General features: G+C 47.2%; 16 protein-coding genes. 6 read left to right on the forward strand and 10 right to left on the reverse strand.

The window, feature by feature from the left end; genetic code table 11:
• A partial coding sequence (locus COW15_RS03620; protein WP_293630074.1) for a hypothetical protein occupies window positions 1-201 on the forward strand: 201 nt, incomplete at its 5' end.
• Window positions 202-470: 269 nt separating this feature from the next.
• Here the strand turns inward: COW15_RS03620 and phoU are convergent.
• The 4 genes from phoU to COW15_RS03640 all read right to left on the reverse strand — a co-directional run bounded on the left by phoU (window position 471) and on the right by COW15_RS03640 (window position 6,083).
• The gene (phoU, locus tag COW15_RS03625) at window positions 471-1,181 is read right to left on the reverse strand and encodes a phosphate signaling complex protein PhoU (protein WP_253988394.1); all 711 of its coding nucleotides are present in this window, start codon (window positions 1,179-1,181) and stop codon (window positions 471-473) included.
• Between the two features lie 73 nt (window positions 1,182-1,254).
• Window positions 1,255-2,073: a phosphate ABC transporter ATP-binding protein PstB gene (gene pstB, locus COW15_RS03630; protein WP_011623310.1), complete on the reverse strand. Its 819-nt coding sequence runs from the start codon at window positions 2,071-2,073 to the stop codon at window positions 1,255-1,257.
• Window positions 2,074-2,106: 33 nt separating this feature from the next.
• Window positions 2,107-3,765, reverse strand: a complete 1,659-nt coding sequence (pstA, locus tag COW15_RS03635) for a phosphate ABC transporter permease PstA (RefSeq protein WP_293630109.1) — start codon at window positions 3,763-3,765, stop codon at window positions 2,107-2,109.
• A gap of 59 nt (window positions 3,766-3,824) precedes the next feature.
• Window positions 3,825-6,083 carry an ABC transporter permease subunit gene (locus tag COW15_RS03640; RefSeq protein ID WP_293630111.1) on the reverse strand — a complete coding sequence of 753 codons (2,259 nt, stop codon included), beginning with the start codon at window positions 6,081-6,083 and terminating at the stop codon, window positions 3,825-3,827.
• Between the two features lie 199 nt (window positions 6,084-6,282).
• On the opposite strand from COW15_RS03640, the gene COW15_RS03645 reads away from it, so the two are divergent.
• A complete protein-coding gene (locus tag COW15_RS03645) occupies window positions 6,283-6,783 on the forward strand; it encodes an ACT domain-containing protein (RefSeq protein WP_293630113.1) in 501 nt (166 codons plus the stop codon).
• Between the two features lie 110 nt (window positions 6,784-6,893).
• Here the strand turns inward: COW15_RS03645 and COW15_RS03650 are convergent, their stop codons facing one another.
• Entirely contained in the window at window positions 6,894-7,781 is an 888-nt protein-coding gene (locus COW15_RS03650; RefSeq protein WP_293630114.1) for a DMT family transporter, read from the reverse strand.
• A 100-nt stretch (window positions 7,782-7,881) separates the two neighbouring features.
• A complete protein-coding gene (locus COW15_RS03655) occupies window positions 7,882-9,036 on the reverse strand; it encodes an alpha/beta hydrolase-fold protein (protein WP_293630116.1) in 1,155 nt (384 codons plus the stop codon).
• Window positions 9,037-9,285: 249 nt separating this feature from the next.
• Here COW15_RS03655 and COW15_RS03660 point away from each other — a divergent pair, with 249 nt between their 5' ends.
• Complete coding sequence (locus COW15_RS03660) at window positions 9,286-10,110, forward strand: DUF2797 domain-containing protein (RefSeq protein ID WP_293630118.1); 825 nt, start codon at window positions 9,286-9,288, stop codon at window positions 10,108-10,110.
• 113 nt (window positions 10,111-10,223) lie between these two features.
• Here the strand turns inward: COW15_RS03660 and COW15_RS03665 are convergent, their stop codons facing one another.
• Both COW15_RS03665 and COW15_RS03670 read right to left on the reverse strand, forming a co-directional pair.
• A complete protein-coding gene (locus COW15_RS03665) occupies window positions 10,224-10,619 on the reverse strand; it encodes a VOC family protein (RefSeq protein ID WP_293630120.1) in 396 nt (131 codons plus the stop codon).
• Window positions 10,620-10,831: 212 nt separating this feature from the next.
• Complete coding sequence (locus tag COW15_RS03670) at window positions 10,832-11,437, reverse strand: DUF4136 domain-containing protein (RefSeq protein WP_293630122.1); 606 nt, start codon at window positions 11,435-11,437, stop codon at window positions 10,832-10,834.
• Between the two features lie 323 nt (window positions 11,438-11,760).
• Here COW15_RS03670 and COW15_RS03675 point away from each other — a divergent pair, with 323 nt between their 5' ends.
• The 3 genes from COW15_RS03675 to COW15_RS03685 all read left to right on the forward strand — a co-directional run bounded on the left by COW15_RS03675 (window position 11,761) and on the right by COW15_RS03685 (window position 14,958).
• Window positions 11,761-12,354, forward strand: coding sequence for a LysE family translocator (locus COW15_RS03675; protein ID WP_293630124.1), 594 nt, complete (start codon window positions 11,761-11,763; stop codon window positions 12,352-12,354).
• A gap of 26 nt (window positions 12,355-12,380) precedes the next feature.
• The gene (locus COW15_RS03680; protein ID WP_293630126.1) at window positions 12,381-12,929 is read left to right on the forward strand and encodes a DUF1415 domain-containing protein; all 549 of its coding nucleotides are present in this window, start codon (window positions 12,381-12,383) and stop codon (window positions 12,927-12,929) included.
• Window positions 12,930-13,392: 463 nt separating this feature from the next.
• On the forward strand, window positions 13,393-14,958 hold the full coding sequence (locus tag COW15_RS03685) for a S8 family serine peptidase (protein WP_293630128.1): 1,566 nt from the start codon (window positions 13,393-13,395) through the stop codon (window positions 14,956-14,958).
• 339 nt (window positions 14,959-15,297) lie between these two features.
• On the opposite strand, the gene COW15_RS03690 is transcribed toward COW15_RS03685, so the two are convergent.
• The gene (locus tag COW15_RS03690) at window positions 15,298-15,564 is read right to left on the reverse strand and encodes a hypothetical protein (RefSeq protein ID WP_293630130.1); all 267 of its coding nucleotides are present in this window, start codon (window positions 15,562-15,564) and stop codon (window positions 15,298-15,300) included.
• 47 nt (window positions 15,565-15,611) lie between these two features.
• On the reverse strand, window positions 15,612-16,898 hold the full coding sequence (locus COW15_RS03695; RefSeq protein ID WP_293630132.1) for an acetyl-CoA hydrolase/transferase C-terminal domain-containing protein: 1,287 nt from the start codon (window positions 16,896-16,898) through the stop codon (window positions 15,612-15,614).
• Between the last annotated feature and the right edge of the window lie 49 nt (window positions 16,899-16,947).

A 16,947-nucleotide genomic window follows, 5' to 3' on the forward strand; every position in this document is an offset into this window, starting at 1 on the left:
GATTATTTTTGTTTATCCGTAATGAAGATAATTCCGCGAAAATTCAGCTCGCTTTTGTCCCAAACCATTCTGTATATTTTTTTAACACTTAAATACTACGCCGATGCTAAACAGGTGAGCCATGGAGGTTTGCGAGACGACCGTCCGCCCCATGGACGGGGCGGTCGAGCATCCAAGGACGGACTTGCTGCGCGTCGGTGAGCAAATGCCATGGCAAGACTATATGCGTGGATACCAGCCAACGTCTAGCAACTAAAATTACAGTTCACTCAGTTATACTAGCCCAGCAGAATTTTCCAATACGTTTTTGCCAAATCGAATTGACTCATCATTGCTATTATCCCTGTCAAATCTGTCTATAAAGCAGTCGGCATTTATTAAACCGCATTTAAAAGCCCTAAAAGCAAAACGCTCCACAGAGGCTGCGGAGCGTTTTATTCAGGCATTACAACAGCAGATTAATGCGTGTGTTAGCCCTTCATATCCTTTTCCATATCTTCGTAGGAAGTATGGCGAACGTCTTTGCCTTTGACGTAGTAAATAATGTATTCACAAATATTTTTACAGCGATCGCCGACACGTTCAACCGCACGCGCCGCCCACAGTACGTCTAATATGTCTGGGATTGAGCGCGGATCTTCCATCATATAGGTCATCAATTGACGGATAATGCCTTCGTATTCGCGGTCCAGCTTGGCATCTTCCTTATGCAGTTCCAGTGCGGAATCGGCATCCATACGCGCCAACGCATCGAGGGTCGCATGTAACATACGGGTCGCATGGCGGCCCATATTTTCAATGCTGACCAATAATGGCTGCTGATTATTCAAACGCTTATCTAATGCGGCCTTGGCAATACGCACACAGGCATCACCGATGCGCTCCAGATCGGCAATGGATTTTGAAATGGCGATGATCAGACGTAGGTCGCTCGCCGCGGGTTGACGCTTAGCGATAATACGAGTGCATTCTTCGTCGATAGAGACTTCCATACCGTTGACTTTATGATCGCCATCGATCACTCGCTGGGCAAGCTCGGCATCTAAGGTGCTTAGGGCATCGATAGCTTGCTCTAACTGACGTTCAACCAAGCCGCCCATAGCGAGGACGCGGTTGCGGATATCATCCAACTCAGCGGTAAACTGCCCTGAGATGTGCTTACTTAAATTCATATTTTCCATTTGGCCAACCTTTTACTCAACTGTTTCAAGGTCTAGGCTCTCGCCTAGACAGTGGCGTTTATTTGATCACTGATTAACCGTAACGGCCGGTAATGTAGTCTTCGGTCTTACGTTTTTTCGGTGTGGTGAAAATGGTGTTGGTATCGGCGTATTCCACCAATTCGCCCATATACATAAAGGCTGTTTGATCCGACACCCGCGCCGCCTGTTGCATGTTGTGGGTAACGATAACCACTGTGTACTTAGTCTTAAGCTCAGTGATCAGCTCTTCGATGGTTAAGGTTGAAATCGGGTCGAGGGCCGAAGTCGGTTCGTCGAGCAGTAATACTTCTGGCTCGATGGCAATCGCACGGGCAATCACCAGACGTTGCTGTTGACCACCGGATAAGCCAAAGGCGTTATCGTGCAGACGGTCTTTCACTTCATCCCAAATCGCCGCGCCGCGTAGCGAACGCTCGGCCGCTTCGTCGAGTTCACGGCGGTTATTAATGCCCTGCAGACGCAGACCATAAACCACGTTTTCGTAAATCGACTTAGGGAATGGGTTAGGACGCTGGAACACCATACCTACGTTGCGGCGCAAGGCGGCAACGTCGATTTTTTTGTCATAAATATTTTGACCGTGCAGCAAAATCTCGCCGTCGATATGGCAGTTGTCGACCAGATCGTTCATGCGGTTAATACAGCGCAATAAGGTGGATTTACCACAACCGCTGGGGCCGATAAACGCCGTAACTTGCTTCTTGGGGATCTTCATCGACACATTAAACAGCGCTTGCTTGTCGCCATAGCGCAGGTCTAAGTTGCGGATCTCCAGTGCGGTATCGTTCTGGCTCAAGTTTGCTAAGTCAAAGTTGTTGGTTTTCATGGCTGTCGAATCTATAGAAATCATATTCAGTCCTAATACTTTCAGGATAATCGCTGATTAATGCTCAAGCGAACGATATTTTTCACGTAAGTGGTTACGCACACTAATCGCGGTTAAGTTCAGTGCCACAATCACTGTTACCAGCAAGAAGGAGGTGGCGTATACCAGAGGACGTGCCGCTTCAACGTTAGGACTCTGGAAGCCCACATCATAAATATGGAACCCTAAGTGCATGAATTTACGTTCTAAATGCACGAACGGGAAGTTTAAGTCCAGTGGCAATGTCGGTGCTAATTTCACTACACCCACCAGCATTAACGGTGCCACCTCACCCGCAGCGCGGGCCACGGCTAAAATCAGACCCGTCATGATCGCAGGGCTTGCCATCGGGATCACAATCCGCCACAGGGTTTCGGCCTTGGTTGCGCCCAGTGCCAAACTGCCTTGACGCACCGCGCTAGGAATACGGCTTAAGCCTTCTTCGGTCGATACAATCACCACTGGCAAGGTCAGAATCGCTAAGGTTAACGCCGACCAAATCACCCCTGGCGAACCAAAAGTCGGTGACGGTAAGGCTTCGGCGTAAAACAGTTGGTCAATCGAGCCACCCATCATGTATACGAAGAACCCTAAACCAAACACCCCGTACACAATCGATGGCACACCCGCTAAGTTGATTACTGCAATGCGGATCATCTTAGTGATTGGGCCTTTCTTGGCATATTCGTGCAGGTAAATCGCGGCAATCACCCCAAATGGCGTTACGATAATCGCCATCAACAGCACCATAAACACGGTACCGAAAATCGCAGGGAATACGCCGCCCTCGGTGTTGGCTTCGCGTGGGTCATCCATAAGGAAACGGCCAAGCCCAGTAAACCAATGACCGATTTTACCCATCAAGCCTAAGTGGTTGACGTAGGTAACATCGAGTACCGAATCCAGCTTAAGTTCAACCTCAACACCACGCATATCACGCACGATAACAGAGTCACGAGCCGCTTCATCACGCAGGGCAAACAGCTCTTTTTCAAGTACTTTATAGTCTTGTTCGAGCGCGAGTTTCGCCGCATCTAACTCTTGCTTACGACTATCGGTCAACTCACCATCTAACTCGTAACGACGCTCTTTTAAACGTAGTTTTTCAATCTTGTAGTTAATCGCGCCAATATCTTGTTTTTGCAGTAATAACGCTTTATCAGACAGAGCAACAGCACGGTCGATATGCTCCATTAAGGACGATTCAATGGCATCGTTGACTAAATTTAGGCGCTGGCCATTTTCAATCACGGCCACGGGATAACCGTAAAAGTTACCGTTTTTGGCCCGCTCGAGCATGGCCACATCGGCAGGCTCGCTACGGCTGATAATGTCTGTTGCTAAAATCCAACGGAAATCTAAGCCGACAAACTCACGGTTACCGGTTTTGACTAAGTAGCGCGTCACAAACTCGCCAGGCGCTTGTTTAAACACATGACCCGCGGCAATCAAACGCTCGCTGGGGACTTCTTCCCTATCATAGATTTCACCAATCAAGGTCGAACGTGCGCCGGTGTTATCCTCAAGTTCCCATTGATAAATATCCGCAGGCCAAAAATAGCTTAATCCGCGCCATGCAATCAGCAGTAATAAGCCTAATACTGCAATCAAACTGATGCTCACCGCACCGCCTGTCATCCAAATCCACGGCGAGCCTGATTTAACCCACTTACCCATTGCACAAACCTCTCAAGGTCACTGGCGAAATAGTATTTAAAGTCATTATCTTATCTCCGTTACAGCGAGCTATAGCGATCACGTAGACGCTGTCTTACCACTTCGGCAATCGTGTTAAAGAAGAAGGTAAAGACGAACAGCACAAAGGCCGCGAGGAACAGCACACGGTAGTGCGAGCTACCAATCGCCGACTCAGGCATTTCCACCGCGATGTTAGCCGCCAGCGTCCGCATACCTTCAAACACGCTCCATTCCATAATGGCGGTGTTACCCGTTGCCATTAGCACTATCATGGTTTCACCTACGGCGCGGCCAAGGCCCATCATCACAGCCGAGAAAATCCCCGGGCTGGCGGTGAGCAATACCACCCGCGTCAATGTCTGCCAAGGCGTTGCGCCCAAAGCTAAACTGCCGTTAGATAAGTGGCGAGGCACAGAGAAAATCGCATCTTCGGCAATCGAGAAAATCGTTGGGATCACCGCAAAACCCATGGCGATCCCCACCACCAGCGCGTTACGTTGATCGAAGGTGATACCTAATTCGTTAGTGATAAATTGACGAGTGTTGCCATCGAATAGCGCTACTTCAATCATGGGGCTTATCGCAAAGGAGAACCAACCCACAAAACAAATCACGGGGATCAGCATTAGCTCTTGATAAACCTCGGGCAGACGTTGTTTCCACCTGCCGGGCAACTTGCTCCAACCATAGGCCGAGCCGAGAATCGAGGTCGGCAAGAGGATAAGTAAAATCAAGATGCCGGGGAGATGTTCTTCGATCAGGGGCGCTAACCACAGACCCGCTAAGAAGCCAAGGATAACCGTCGGTAATGCTTCCATAATCTCGATAGTGGGTTTGACAAGGCCGCGCACCTTAGGCGACATAAAATAAGCGGTATAGATAGCGCCAGCGATGGACAGGGGCACGGCAAATAACATGGCATAAAACGCCGCCTTCATCGTGCCGTAGGCCAATGGCATAAGGCTTAGCTTAGCTTCAAAATCATCGCTGCCCGAGGTCGATTGCCACACAAATTTAGGCTCTGGATATCCCTCGTACCACACCTCATTCCACAGGGCACTCCAAGAAACCTCAGGGTGTGAGTTCTCCACATAGAAAATATTCAGCGTGTTATCGGCCTCGACAACGATGCCATTGGAGCGTGGACTAAAGCCCATCACACCAGGATTTTTAAGGTCAAACTTTTCATCAAACAGTTCACGTTGGCTCGTAGTGTAAAGCAGAGACAATTCGCCCTCGGGACTGACTACGGCAAAACTCTTACGGTAAAACTCGGAGGCAATAGACGCGATAGGGGCGAGATCGTTAAATTCACGAATTTCCTGGTATAAACGCCCTTTTGGACCATTCACTTGGAAATACTGAGTCACCACGCCAGAGTCATAACTGACAAGAATGGAACTTGCACCCGCAAGCAAGGCAATATTATTGACCTTAGATTTATCCTTTTCAGCATCAATAACTTGCATTAAATCAATGCTTTCGGCTTCGCGGATATTATAGATAAACACTTTATTGCCCATCTGTAGCATCAGTTGACGCTGATCAGGGGTCATCAACTGGTGAGCCACTTTCTTTGGCGCATCGGGAATGATGGTGTTAGTGGCAGTCCATTCCACTTCTTCGGTCATCATATTTTCTTGACCTTCGAGGCGGCTTAAACGCCAAATACCCTGCTCATCTTGATAGGCAAAGCTCATTTTGTCTGAGCTGTAGGTAAAGGTCAGTTTATGGATCCCACTGCCAGACTCATCAATAGTGATCGGCGTTTCCCCCGCCGAATAACGCAACTTAGGGGTGATCAGGCGTTTGTTATTAGGGTAAGTTAAACCAAACTCAATACCGACCACTAGGGCTTGACCATTGCTTAAGCCAAGGGCAAAACGCTGTTCGCTTGGCGCGGCAACGCTAGCACTGGTGACGGTCACGCCCGCTGGCAGTGACGGAGTAAAGCTAGAAAGTAGGCTACCGTCGGCAACGGTGTAAAAATCCACTTGGCCGTCGACGGCCACACGGTACAGCACCTCATTCTGCTCATCGGCGCCCACCATTAAGGTCGCCACTTCTGCATGCTGATAGTCCACACTCTTAACGGGGGTGACATCTGCACTATCGAAAATGGGTTTTATCACGTACAGCAAATAGAAGAAAATCAGCAATAGGGCAACAAACACCATAGTGCCGCCAATAGTGACTCCGACTTGAGCCGCTTTATCCTTAAATGCCCTGCGACTCGAACGTCCGCCTTTAAGCATATTGTGCGGTGCAGAACCAGGTTGAATGACCTGACTTTCCATTAAGAACCTCTATTATTAAAGCCTGTGAGTTTTTCGCTAGGATCCGTAAACTGCTATGCTTACACTGTTTGAACGTAAACTGAGCAATAACAACATCCTTCATTCTAAGTGCGTTGGATTATATGACGCAAAGATGACAGTTGTGTTACACCCAGTTTTAAAACAGGTGCCTTTTACAAAAATATAGGAATCATTTGCCATGCTACGATACTTAATTACACTTCAAGCACCTGATAGAAAAGGATTAGTAGAGCAAATTGCCCATGCCGTAAGTCGTCATGGTGGCAACTGGCTTGACTCCGAATTGCGCCATATCGACGGGGTTTTTGCCGCAATTTTACTACTCGAAATCCCCTCAATGCGGATGGATGAGTTGATTGAGGCCTTGGAATGCATCGACGGCCTCACCCTCACCTACTCTAAAACTGCCATAGTCCCAAAACCCATTAAGCGCTTAACCTATAGCCTAGTGGCCTACGATAGACCCGGACTGGTGCTGGATATTTCGAATAGGATCACGGCGCTGGGGATCAATATTGAGCAATTTAGCAGCCAATTCGAAACCGCAGGTCACACTGGGATTGCCCTCTTTAGGGCGACTATCGGTCTTGGACTGACTGATCTCGCCCAAGAAGATCAACTGGTGCAATCCCTCTATTCCCTCGGTGACGATTTGGTGCTGGATAAACTCAGTCGCTAAAGCCCGACTTCACTATGGTACAATGCGCCGGTACAACACGCGGGTACAAGGCTGCGGCTAAAACGACGGATAAAATGCCGCTAGCAAACAGCGGTGTTTTCAGCGATACACTAACTGAGCTTCTCGTGCCTAGATTTGACTAAATACCGCAGCGGCACTTGGGATATCAACATGCCAAGCAGCATCAAGGCACAGCCGAACAAGGCGCGGATCCCTAAACTTTCCCCTAAAAATAGAATGCCACCTATGGCCGCAAATACGGTTTCTAAGCTAAGAATAATCGCCGCATGGGCGGGATGGGCATGCTTTTGCGCCAAGACCTGCAGTGTGTAGGCGATGCCCACCGAAATCAGCCCCGCATAGGCAAGCGAACCCCAGGCTGCCAGCACGCCGTCGAGGGTCGTGACCTCAATCACCGCCGACACCATTAAGCTAAGTACGCCGCAGACCAAAAATTGCATCATCGCCAGCAATACAGGGGAAATTCGCTTGGCAAAATGATCTACGGCTAAAATATGCAGCGCCCAAAAGAGTGCGCCCACTAGCTGCAGCGCATCGCCGTAACCTATGGTCATGCCCTCTTTGACACTTAAAAAATACAATCCAAGTGCGGCAATGGCACAACCCACCCAAGTGTTAGCGCCCGTGGTATGTTTAAGTGCCAGCCCCAAGATCGGCACTAACACTATATATAAACCTGTGATAAATCCGGCATTTGCCGCCGTGGTATACAGTAGACCCACCTGCTGAAATGACGCACCCGCAAATAGCAGTAGACCCACAACCCCACTACCGATGGCAAACTCCTTTGCAGTGCTCACATGGATTTTATGTTGCCTATGTAAAAACCAGACTAATGGCACCAGGGAGAGTGTGCCAATAAGAAAACGCAACCCATTGAAGGCAAAGGGTGATAGATGTTCCATACCTAAGGTTTGGGCGACAAAGCCAAAACCCCAAATGGCGGCGGCAAGCAGTAATAACAGGTTGGCAGGCAAGTTAATTTCTCAGCGAACAAAAAGATCACAAGATTACCTAGCCGCGTGAGACTTGTCCAAACATGTTGCAACTTTGTAGTTAAAGCATCTCTGGGGGCGGTTACTTTTTCGCTTGCGACTGCAAGTGTTTAGCTTGACTGAGGATCTCATTTAAAAACACTGAATCCGTTTGTTTTGCCAGTAGCACGGCTTTGTCGGAGGCTTTTATCGCCTGCTCAAGCTGCCCATCCAGATCATAGGCGGTCGCTAAACTGTCCCATAACACTTCTGAATTGGGGAACACGCGCGTCCCCTCAGCGAGAATTTCAACGCCCCAAGCCGTTTTTTGTTCATAACTGGCTTTGAGTCCATAAACATTATATTGCTGAGCAAAGAGTGGAAATTCATAGCCAAACTCAGCGCTCTTTTGTCGATAGAAGTGTTTTAGATCCTTGAGTGGCATAACGGCAATTTCAGGCACTGCATTCCAACCGACAAAAAGAGTCTTTAATGCCTCAATATTGCCTACAAGCGGCGTACTGTCGTGGGTTTCATCGGGGAAATGTTTGTAAAACCAATGCAGTTGCTTTGATGCGTTACCCGTGGAGTTTATGCCTAAGCCGTCTTGCAACTGCTTAATTTGCGCCGCAAACGCGCTCGCCATTTCATTGGGTTCACTTGCCATACTCAAAAACCAGCGCAGTGGTTTTGCACGCTTGGCTGGTAATAACTCTGCCGACTTAAGCACTAGCCAATCACTGTCCCACCATAAACTAGGACTGATTGAAATTACCGCATCAAATTGGCTATTTGGCGTCAAGGCCACATAACTGCTAAACAATCCAGCTAAGGAGTGACCCGTCAGTAATTGATAATCCGAGGTGCGGTATTTTTTGCCTAATGTACTGAGCAGCTCTTGCTCTAAAAACAGTCTGAATTGTTCAGCACCGCCGGAGCTGTCTTTGAATTTATTGATTTGAGTCGGCGTGAAATACTTCATCCGTTGATCCGAACTCACACCAACGGTGATCATTTCAGGAATAATGGCATAGCTACTTAAAAAACCGACATTCGCCGCCACATGCTCAAATTGGGTAGAGCCATCTAAAACGATCAATATAGGGTATTTAAAATCGTTGGAATGCGCATAGGTATCTGGTAAATGGATTTGTAAGTTGATGTCATCATTCAAGATTTCTGAATGAATTACCATCTTATCCGTCTGTGCGAAGACAGCCGTTGAAAAGAAAAACATCAGCACTAAAACCAACCGCATAAGTACACCTCCATTTGTAATGCTGGCTAACTTACTGGTTTTCATCATAAGACTCAAATCATTAACATCAATCGCAGACTGAATAGCCATTATTGAGCGCAAGATACACAACGGCTATCAATCGAAAATTCCTATCTAAACTCGATTGGATAATCTTGTATACTGCACACCAAGCAATGACGAACTAAACATAATGCGCTGAGGATGTCTTAACAGGACTCAGTGACATAATAAAAACTAGGGATCCCTATGTTAGGAACGCTAAAAAAAATGCGCGCACACTTAGATGAGGCGCAACAAGTACAGTATCAATTGGTAGTTGGCGACGAGTTGCTGCAACTGAATCCCTTGATTGGTAAGCGATTAACTTTGACTCACACGGGTAATATCTTCTGCTGTAACTGCGGCAAAAAGACCAAGAAAAGCTATTCCCAAGGCCACTGTTTTGTCTGTATGCAAAAACTCGCCAGTTGCGATATGTGCATTATGAAGCCCGAAACCTGCCATTACGACCAAGGCACTTGCCGGGAGCCAGAGTGGGCGCAAAGTCATTGCTTTGTACCGCATTATGTTTATCTATCCAATACCTCGGGCATCAAAGTGGGTATCACCCGCCATACACAGCTCCCTACCCGTTGGATAGACCAAGGTGCCACCCAAGGCCTGCCGATATTTAAGGTCGCCACTCGGCAAATTTCTGGCCTAGTGGAAGTCGAACTGGCGAAACTGATTAACGATAAAACCCATTGGCAAGCTATGCTCAAGGGCCACGCCGAGGATATCGATTTAACTGAAAAGGCGGCAGAATTGATCCCCCTGATTGAGGCTAAGTTGCACGAAATCGGCATGCAAAAAGGCGATTACAGTATCGAGCGCTTGCAGGCAGAGATCCAAGCCATTCATTATCCGATTGACACTTTCCCGAAAAAAATTACCTCCCATAATTTTGATAAGGAGGCCGTGGTCAGCGGAATTTTGCAGGGAATTAAAGGCCAATATCTCATCTTCGATACGGGCGTGATTAATATTCGTAAATTTAGCGCCTATGAAGTGAGTGTGGCGTTAACCGACTAACAAAATGTAAAATTTTCAATCAAATTAGTGTGTTGGTATCACGAAACAATATCAACACACTCATAGTGAAATATGGTTATCGCCTCCCCCAATGTAACTTGGATGGGTTAGCACTAACCTTGTGCTGGCATGTAGACAAGTTCCCAGATATGCCCATCGGGATCTTCAAAGGCATGGCCGTACATAAATCCTTGATCCTTGGCTTCACGGTAGGCTTTACCGCCATGTTGCTCTGCGAGCTTAACCAGTTGGTCGACACGTTGCCGACTTTCGCAGTCAAGGCAGTTGAGCACCTCGGTAGTCGAATGGGCATCGGCAATTGCCTTATCCGTAAAACCTGAGAAGAACGGCTTAGCCAGCAGCATCACAAAAATATTGTCCGCAATGACGACGCAGGCAGCCTGCTCATTGCTGTATTGCTCATTGATACCAAATCCTAGGCCGGAGTAAAAAGCCCGTGATTTTTGAACACTTTCAACCGCTAAATTAACAAAGATACTTTGCGTCATAATAATCTCCCTTTATAAATCCTCAGCGGACGTAACATCCCAGTCCTGTAAAATGCCTGTAATCTGTAGATAGTTCAGTGAACACTCTAGTCAATCATTACGGTATCCTAAACTCGTGTTCCCGCAAGATCATAAGGCGAGTATCTTACTCGCCTCACGACTGTCGCCTTCTTACTAACTGCCACTCTATAAACAGTGCCGAGATAACAGTGCTATTGCACCGCTTGGGTCGCAGGCAGGGTTAACAGCATTTCCTCTACTAATCCATCAAACCTCTCCTTCAGCTCATCCATCTGCTTAATGTTGGCAAAACCTTGGGCTAATACCCGCCACACCATTTCATAGGGTTGCCCGGCAACGCCTATAGGTCTAAAGAAACTGATCAGAATCGAACCCTTATCATATTTTTTTGTATTTACGCCTTCGGTCGATAGGCCTGCGACAAGCCCCGCGGCGGCTAAAATTTGCTCATCGGTCATTTCGGTTCCCATGGCGACACCGAATCCCACCTGAAAATCCGCCAACTGCGGATCTTCAACCCAGCGATAACCCTTACTCAGCAGTGATTTTTTTAGGGTATCTTGCATATGCTTCAATACGTCTTGTTGGTTCAATCGATCATCAACAAAGATTTTTTGCAACTGTGGATGCCAACTGTAGGTCATGGCAGATGGCGGTAGCTGACTAAGATCGCCCGACATGACTATGGTGGTCCTGAGCGGTTGTACATTGTCATCCATACTCACACAGGCCGTCAGACTCAGTAGGCCACACACGAGTAATGCGAATTGGCGGCAAACTTGCGGTAGTACACTCATACTCTTGCTCCCTTACCTCTATTATTTTTGAAAACTTAAGGATAGTTGTTATTTCCAAGACCGAAAGTCAATATGCATCATAGTGTTAAATCCGTTTATCCCGATATGCCATCGATAAGACTCACCGCTAAACATATTTTGTTATTATTTTTACTTTATAAACTCGCCATGCCGTATAGGCGCGGTACTCTTTACCCGCTAGAATGCCTCGCCTGCAATATTATCTAATCCGATCAGGATAGGCGGATGGCTAAATTGCAGACAGCTAAATTCCCTTAAATCACAATGTCATAAAATCAAAATGAAAGGTGTGAGATCTATCTATGGAGTTAATATTCGCCATCGCGCTGTTTGCCTTTTCTTCGGGGATCACTCCTGGACCAAACAATATAATGTTAATGACATCAGGCGTTAATTTTGGCGTGAAACGCAGTATTCCGCACTTGATGGGCATCAGCCTTGGCTTTCCGACCATGATCCTCGCCATTGGCTTAGGGCTAAGCGCACTGTTCCAAGCCTATCCTATCATTCACCAAATCATTAAAGTCGTTGGTATAGGTTACCTTTTGTATCTCTCTTGGCTAATTGCCAACAGCAGTAGCAAGATGGAAGGTAAAACCGTCGCTAAACCCTTTAGTTTTATGCAAGCGGCAGCCTTTCAATGGGTGAATCCTAAGGGTTGGATCATGGCCGTGGGCGCGATTGCCACTTTTACCTCGGTGCAGCAAGATTTAACTCCACAGATCATCACTATCGCTATGGTGTTTTTATGTGTCGCCTTCCCCTGCGCCGTGGTTTGGCTGGGTTTTGGTGTGGCCCTTAAACGAATTTTAAAAAATGAGCGCCAACAGAAGATCTTTAATATCACCATGGCAGTCTTGCTTGTGGCGTCTATCATCCCTATGATCGCCCCTTAATTTTTAAGCACGAGCAAACGACCACCATGCACGAAATCGACATGATCACCCAACAAACCGATAACTGGGTCAAAAAAGTGATCATGAAATACAATATTTGCCCCTTCGCCAGACGCGAAGTCGAACGTGGCAGTATTCGCTATCTCGTAGTGGAACAAACCAAAGTTAAACAAGTGCTTAAGGTATTGATTGAAGAATGCCAATACCTCGATGCGCACCCCGAAGCCGAAACTACGCTGTTTATTCTGCCCCGAGGTTTTGAGGGCTTTTATGCCTTCCTCGACCTTGTCGATCTGGCCAATGACGAGTTAATCGAAAACGAGTATGAAGGGGTTTATCAACTCGCCACTTTCCATCCAGATTACTGTTTCGATGGCGAACCACAGGATGCCCCGGCCAATTTTACCAACCGCGCGCCCTACCCGACCCTGCATATTATCCGCGAAGCAAGCATGGAATTGGCCTTAGCCAGCTATACCGATCCCGAATCTATCCCAGAGCGCAACATCGCCTTTTGCCAGCGCAAAGGCAGCGACTTTTTCGTCAAGCTGTTAGCCGAATGCATGGGGAAATAGCTTTCACCTTGCATTTTGGCGATGAAAATATAATCGCAGGATAGACAAAATTTGATGGGTAGTTCACTCAACTACTGTTGAAATGAAACACTATTATTCCTGTGACGCACAGTAAGCCCCCCATGCCAATGCTTAATTCAATTCACTTTTGTGTAGCCCTGCTAGCCCGCCAAACCCCAGCATCACCCCAATAGCTAATGCATTAAAAATGCTTTTTGTCAGATACTTACTGCAATATGCTGCAACAGAACCCTCTAGTTCATCCCCATAAAATCTGTCACTATTTTTTTACATTCTTATGTTATTACATTTTGGTACATCTGTTATTTATTTGTTAAAACCATTTTCATATGTTAGGTTGCAATTTCCTAAGTACCTAGACTTTAGTCGCAGCATAGGGATGCAGTTAGATATTCCATGCAACTTAGGACTTATAACTTTGATAACAAATGGAGCAAGAACAATGAGATTAACCAAAATTGCCAGTGCCATCATCGCCTTATCTGTTGGCGTTATCGCCCAAGCACAAGCGGATGACCATCGTTATATCATTCAGGTTGAAGCAGGACACCAGGGCGTCGTTAAGGCACTCGCTAAAAAATTAGGCGGCGAAATTAAACTCGAAGGAGATGAGTTTATTGCGGCGACTTTTACAGGGAAAGACCTAGCGCAAGTTAAAGGACTACTCAATAACCCACACATTACCCTGATTGAAGAAGACGTACGCCGTACGCCAATGGCGCTATATAACGACGATGCTGGCAATCCAATGCTGCAGCAAGTCACGCCCTATGCCGTATATCAATCCCATGCAAATCAAGTGACTTTTAATCCAAATGCGGGTATCAAGGTCTGTATTATTGACTCAGGTTTAGACAACTCAAACCCAGATTTCAACTGGAACAACATCACAGGTGATAACGATTCCGGCACGGGCAACTGGTTCCAAAACGGCGGCCCACATGGCACTCACGTTGCAGGCACCATTGGCGCGGCGGATAACAATATCGGTGTTGTCGGTATGGCACCCGGCGTGCCTATGCACATAGTGAAAGTGTTTAATGAATCTGGTTGGGGTTATTCATCTGACTTAGCCTATGCGGCTAACAAATGTAGCAATGCTGGCGCGAACATTATTAGCATGAGCTTAGGTGGCGGCGCAGCTAACAATACCGAAAAGAATGCCTTTGATGCCTTTACCGCTGCGGGTGGTTTAGTGGTGGCAGCTGCCGGTAACGATGGCAACTCTGTTCGCTCATATCCCGCGGGTTACCCATCGGTCATGATGATTGGCGCCAACGATGCTAATAACAATATTGCCGATTTCTCACAGTTTCCAAGTTGCCTGAGCGGCCGTGGTAAAAAGGCCGTCAATGACGATGGTATCTGTGTTGAAGTTACCGCCGGTGGTGTTGATATCCTTTCAACCTACCCAGCAGGTATGGCAACAGCATCCACAGTGAGCATCGATGGTGCAACAGTCGCCTCATCAGCAATGGAAAATGCAGGTTCGGCATCGGGCAACACTTATTTTATGGGTACAGCACAAGCCGTTGACTCTGGTGCAAACGGTAAAGTCTGTGTGATCGACCGCGGGGTGATCTCATTCCACGATAAAGTGCTGAACTGCGAAAACTCAGGTGGCGTTGGTGCTATCCTGATCAACAACGAAGCGGGCATGTTATATGGCACTCTGGGTGATACTAATGTGACCTCTATTCCTGCAGTCGGTGCAGCATTAGAAGACAGAGCAAGCCTGCTTGCAGCGCAGAATGCCACTGTCTCTATCGATTCAGTTGATTATGGCTTTATGAGTGGAACCTCAATGGCTACACCAGCGGTATCAGGTATGGCAGCACTGGTATGGTCTAACCATTCACAATGTACAGGTACCCAAATTCGTAAGGCGTTAAAAGCCACCGCAATGGATTCAGGTACAGCTGGCAAAGATAACTACTTTGGTTATGGTATTGTCAACGCACAGGCAGCTAATGCCTACCTCACCACCTATGGCTGTTCAGGTAACTAATCACCTGAAGACATAACGACAATGTTCTAACAGCAAAAAACCAGCACTTGTGCTGGTTTTTTTATACTGGAAATAAACAGTTAACTTGATATTCATTAATTAAGCACACTCATTCCAGTGAGTGCTTAAGCCAAACTTCAGAGACCCAAAAGTAGGATTCCCACTCAAAATCATTGCAGGAATGATTGCTAAAAATATTCGACAATTTAGCTAACTGTAAGGTACACCAATGACTTAACTGGGTTAAGTTCTATCATAAAAAATGTCGAAAAAGTGAGCTTCCAAAGTTCTCATTTTTCGTGCCGAACTAGCCTATTACGATTGCTATATGGTGTTTATTTATTCATCTTCCCAAGGCAATTCGGGTAATTTATCCAAGTTTTCATTGTAACGTTGAGGGTTAAATTCCTCTTCGTTTTTAAGTACCCCAAATATTTCAATAGATAAGGCACAGGCGATAAATTTGATTGATTCCTTTCGACTTATGCCCAGAGATTTTAGTCGTTTTAACGTTTGTTTTACCTTAGGTGGATCATTGTTTTTTATTTGCTGTTCTACTGCATCTAAGATGGCTTTTCCTGCTACTGAAGGTTCTTCTTGATTCATAGAATTGGCTTCTCCAAGGCTTTAAGAACGACTTAATAGCGCTAAAGCTACACCCTTAATCCCCATACTTCAAACGCATCGCGACTCAGTTGCTCCCTAAAATCGGGGTGGGCGATGGCGATCAGCGCTTGTGCCCGTTCGCGCAGGCTGCGGCCGCGTAGATTGGCGGCGCCGTATTCGGTCACTATGTAATGCACATGGGCCCGAGTGGTGACCACACCGGCGCCGGGGGATAACACAGTGGCGATACGGGAAATAGTGCCACCCGCGGCGGTGCTTGGCAGGGCAATCACTGAGCGGCCGCCCTCGGATAAACAAGCGCCGCGAATAAAATCCATCTGACCACCGACACCGGAATAGATCTTCGTGCCGATGGAATCGGCGCACACTTGCCCAGAAAGGTCGACCTGTAACGCCGAGTTAATCGCCATCACATTGGGATTTTTGCGAATAATGGATGTGTCATTCACCTGCTCAATGTCCATAAAAATCACCCCAGGATTATCATCAACATAGTCGTATAAGGTCTGACTGCCAAGGGCAAAACCTGTCACCAATTTGCCGGGATAAAAACGCTTCTTGCTGTTGTTAACGACACCCTTTTCAACCAGTTGCAGTACTCCATCGGAAAATAACTCAGTATGAATCCCAAGATCCCTATGGGTGGTTAAACAGGACAACACCGCATCGGGAATCGCACCTATGCCCATTTGCAGGCAATCGCCATCGCATACCAACTGGGCCACATTTTTGCCAATTGCCAGACTCACGGCATCGCCCGTGCCGAAGGAATGGATAGGTAAAGCGGCACTTTCTTCATATACGGCGGCAAAACGGTCGATATGGATAAAACCATCGCCGTGGGTGCGTGGCATTTGTGGATTGATATGAGCGATGATCTTGCCCGCCACTTGGCAGGCCGCAAGCGTGGCTTCGACCGAAATCCCGAGGGAACACATACCGTGCTTATCCGGCGGCGACACTTGAATGATCGCAGTATCAATTTTTTGCTCGCCGCTGCGAAACAATTTAGGCACTTCAGAGAGGAAAATCGGCACATAATCCGCATCGCCACTTTGCAATAAGCCCCGCGTCGGCACGCCACCAAAAAAGCAGCGATGGCGTAAATGCCCCTTTAAACTCGGGTGACTTAAGGATTCGGCGCCTTCGGTATGTAGCTGTAATAAAGTGAGATTTTCTTTGCTGAGTGCATGCTTGGCCAACGCATCGAGTAAAATCCGCGGCGTTGCCCCCATGGAATGGGTCCACAGATTTTCACCACTTTGAATTAACGCGACCGCGTCGAGCGCACTGTTATATATGATTGGTGGCATACTGAATGTCCTAGGATATTCGACCTTGGCAGCATAGGAAAAATGCTGA

It is taken from the genome of Shewanella sp. CG12_big_fil_rev_8_21_14_0_65_47_15 (assembly GCF_002783505.1).
In the GTDB taxonomy this organism is placed as follows: domain Bacteria; phylum Pseudomonadota; class Gammaproteobacteria; order Enterobacterales; family Shewanellaceae; genus Shewanella.

Bases quoted from the DNA above. Each gene is read 5' to 3' on its own strand.
- COW15_RS03695 (WP_293630132.1), bottom strand. From the start codon at position 16,898: ATGCCACCAATCATATATAACAGTGCGCTCGACGCGGTCGCGTTAATT.
- COW15_RS03665 (WP_293630120.1), bottom strand. From the start codon at position 10,619: ATGACGCAAAGTATCTTTGTTAATTTAGCGGTTGAAAGTGTTCAAAAA.
- COW15_RS03670 (WP_293630122.1), bottom strand. From the start codon at position 11,437: ATGAGTGTACTACCGCAAGTTTGCCGCCAATTCGCATTACTCGTGTGT.
- COW15_RS03675 (WP_293630124.1), top strand. From the start codon at position 11,761: ATGGAGTTAATATTCGCCATCGCGCTGTTTGCCTTTTCTTCGGGGATC.
- pstB (WP_011623310.1), bottom strand. From the start codon at position 2,073: ATGATTTCTATAGATTCGACAGCCATGAAAACCAACAACTTTGACTTA.
- COW15_RS03685 (WP_293630128.1), top strand. From the start codon at position 13,393: ATGAGATTAACCAAAATTGCCAGTGCCATCATCGCCTTATCTGTTGGC.
- COW15_RS03680 (WP_293630126.1), top strand. From the start codon at position 12,381: ATGCACGAAATCGACATGATCACCCAACAAACCGATAACTGGGTCAAA.
- COW15_RS03690 (WP_293630130.1), bottom strand. From the start codon at position 15,564: ATGAATCAAGAAGAACCTTCAGTAGCAGGAAAAGCCATCTTAGATGCA.
- phoU (WP_253988394.1), bottom strand. From the start codon at position 1,181: ATGGAAAATATGAATTTAAGTAAGCACATCTCAGGGCAGTTTACCGCT.
- COW15_RS03655 (WP_293630116.1), bottom strand. From the start codon at position 9,036: ATGCGGTTGGTTTTAGTGCTGATGTTTTTCTTTTCAACGGCTGTCTTC.
- COW15_RS03660 (WP_293630118.1), top strand. From the start codon at position 9,286: ATGTTAGGAACGCTAAAAAAAATGCGCGCACACTTAGATGAGGCGCAA.
- COW15_RS03645 (WP_293630113.1), top strand. From the start codon at position 6,283: ATGCTACGATACTTAATTACACTTCAAGCACCTGATAGAAAAGGATTA.
- COW15_RS03640 (WP_293630111.1), bottom strand. From the start codon at position 6,083: ATGGAAAGTCAGGTCATTCAACCTGGTTCTGCACCGCACAATATGCTT.
- pstA (WP_293630109.1), bottom strand. From the start codon at position 3,765: ATGGGTAAGTGGGTTAAATCAGGCTCGCCGTGGATTTGGATGACAGGC.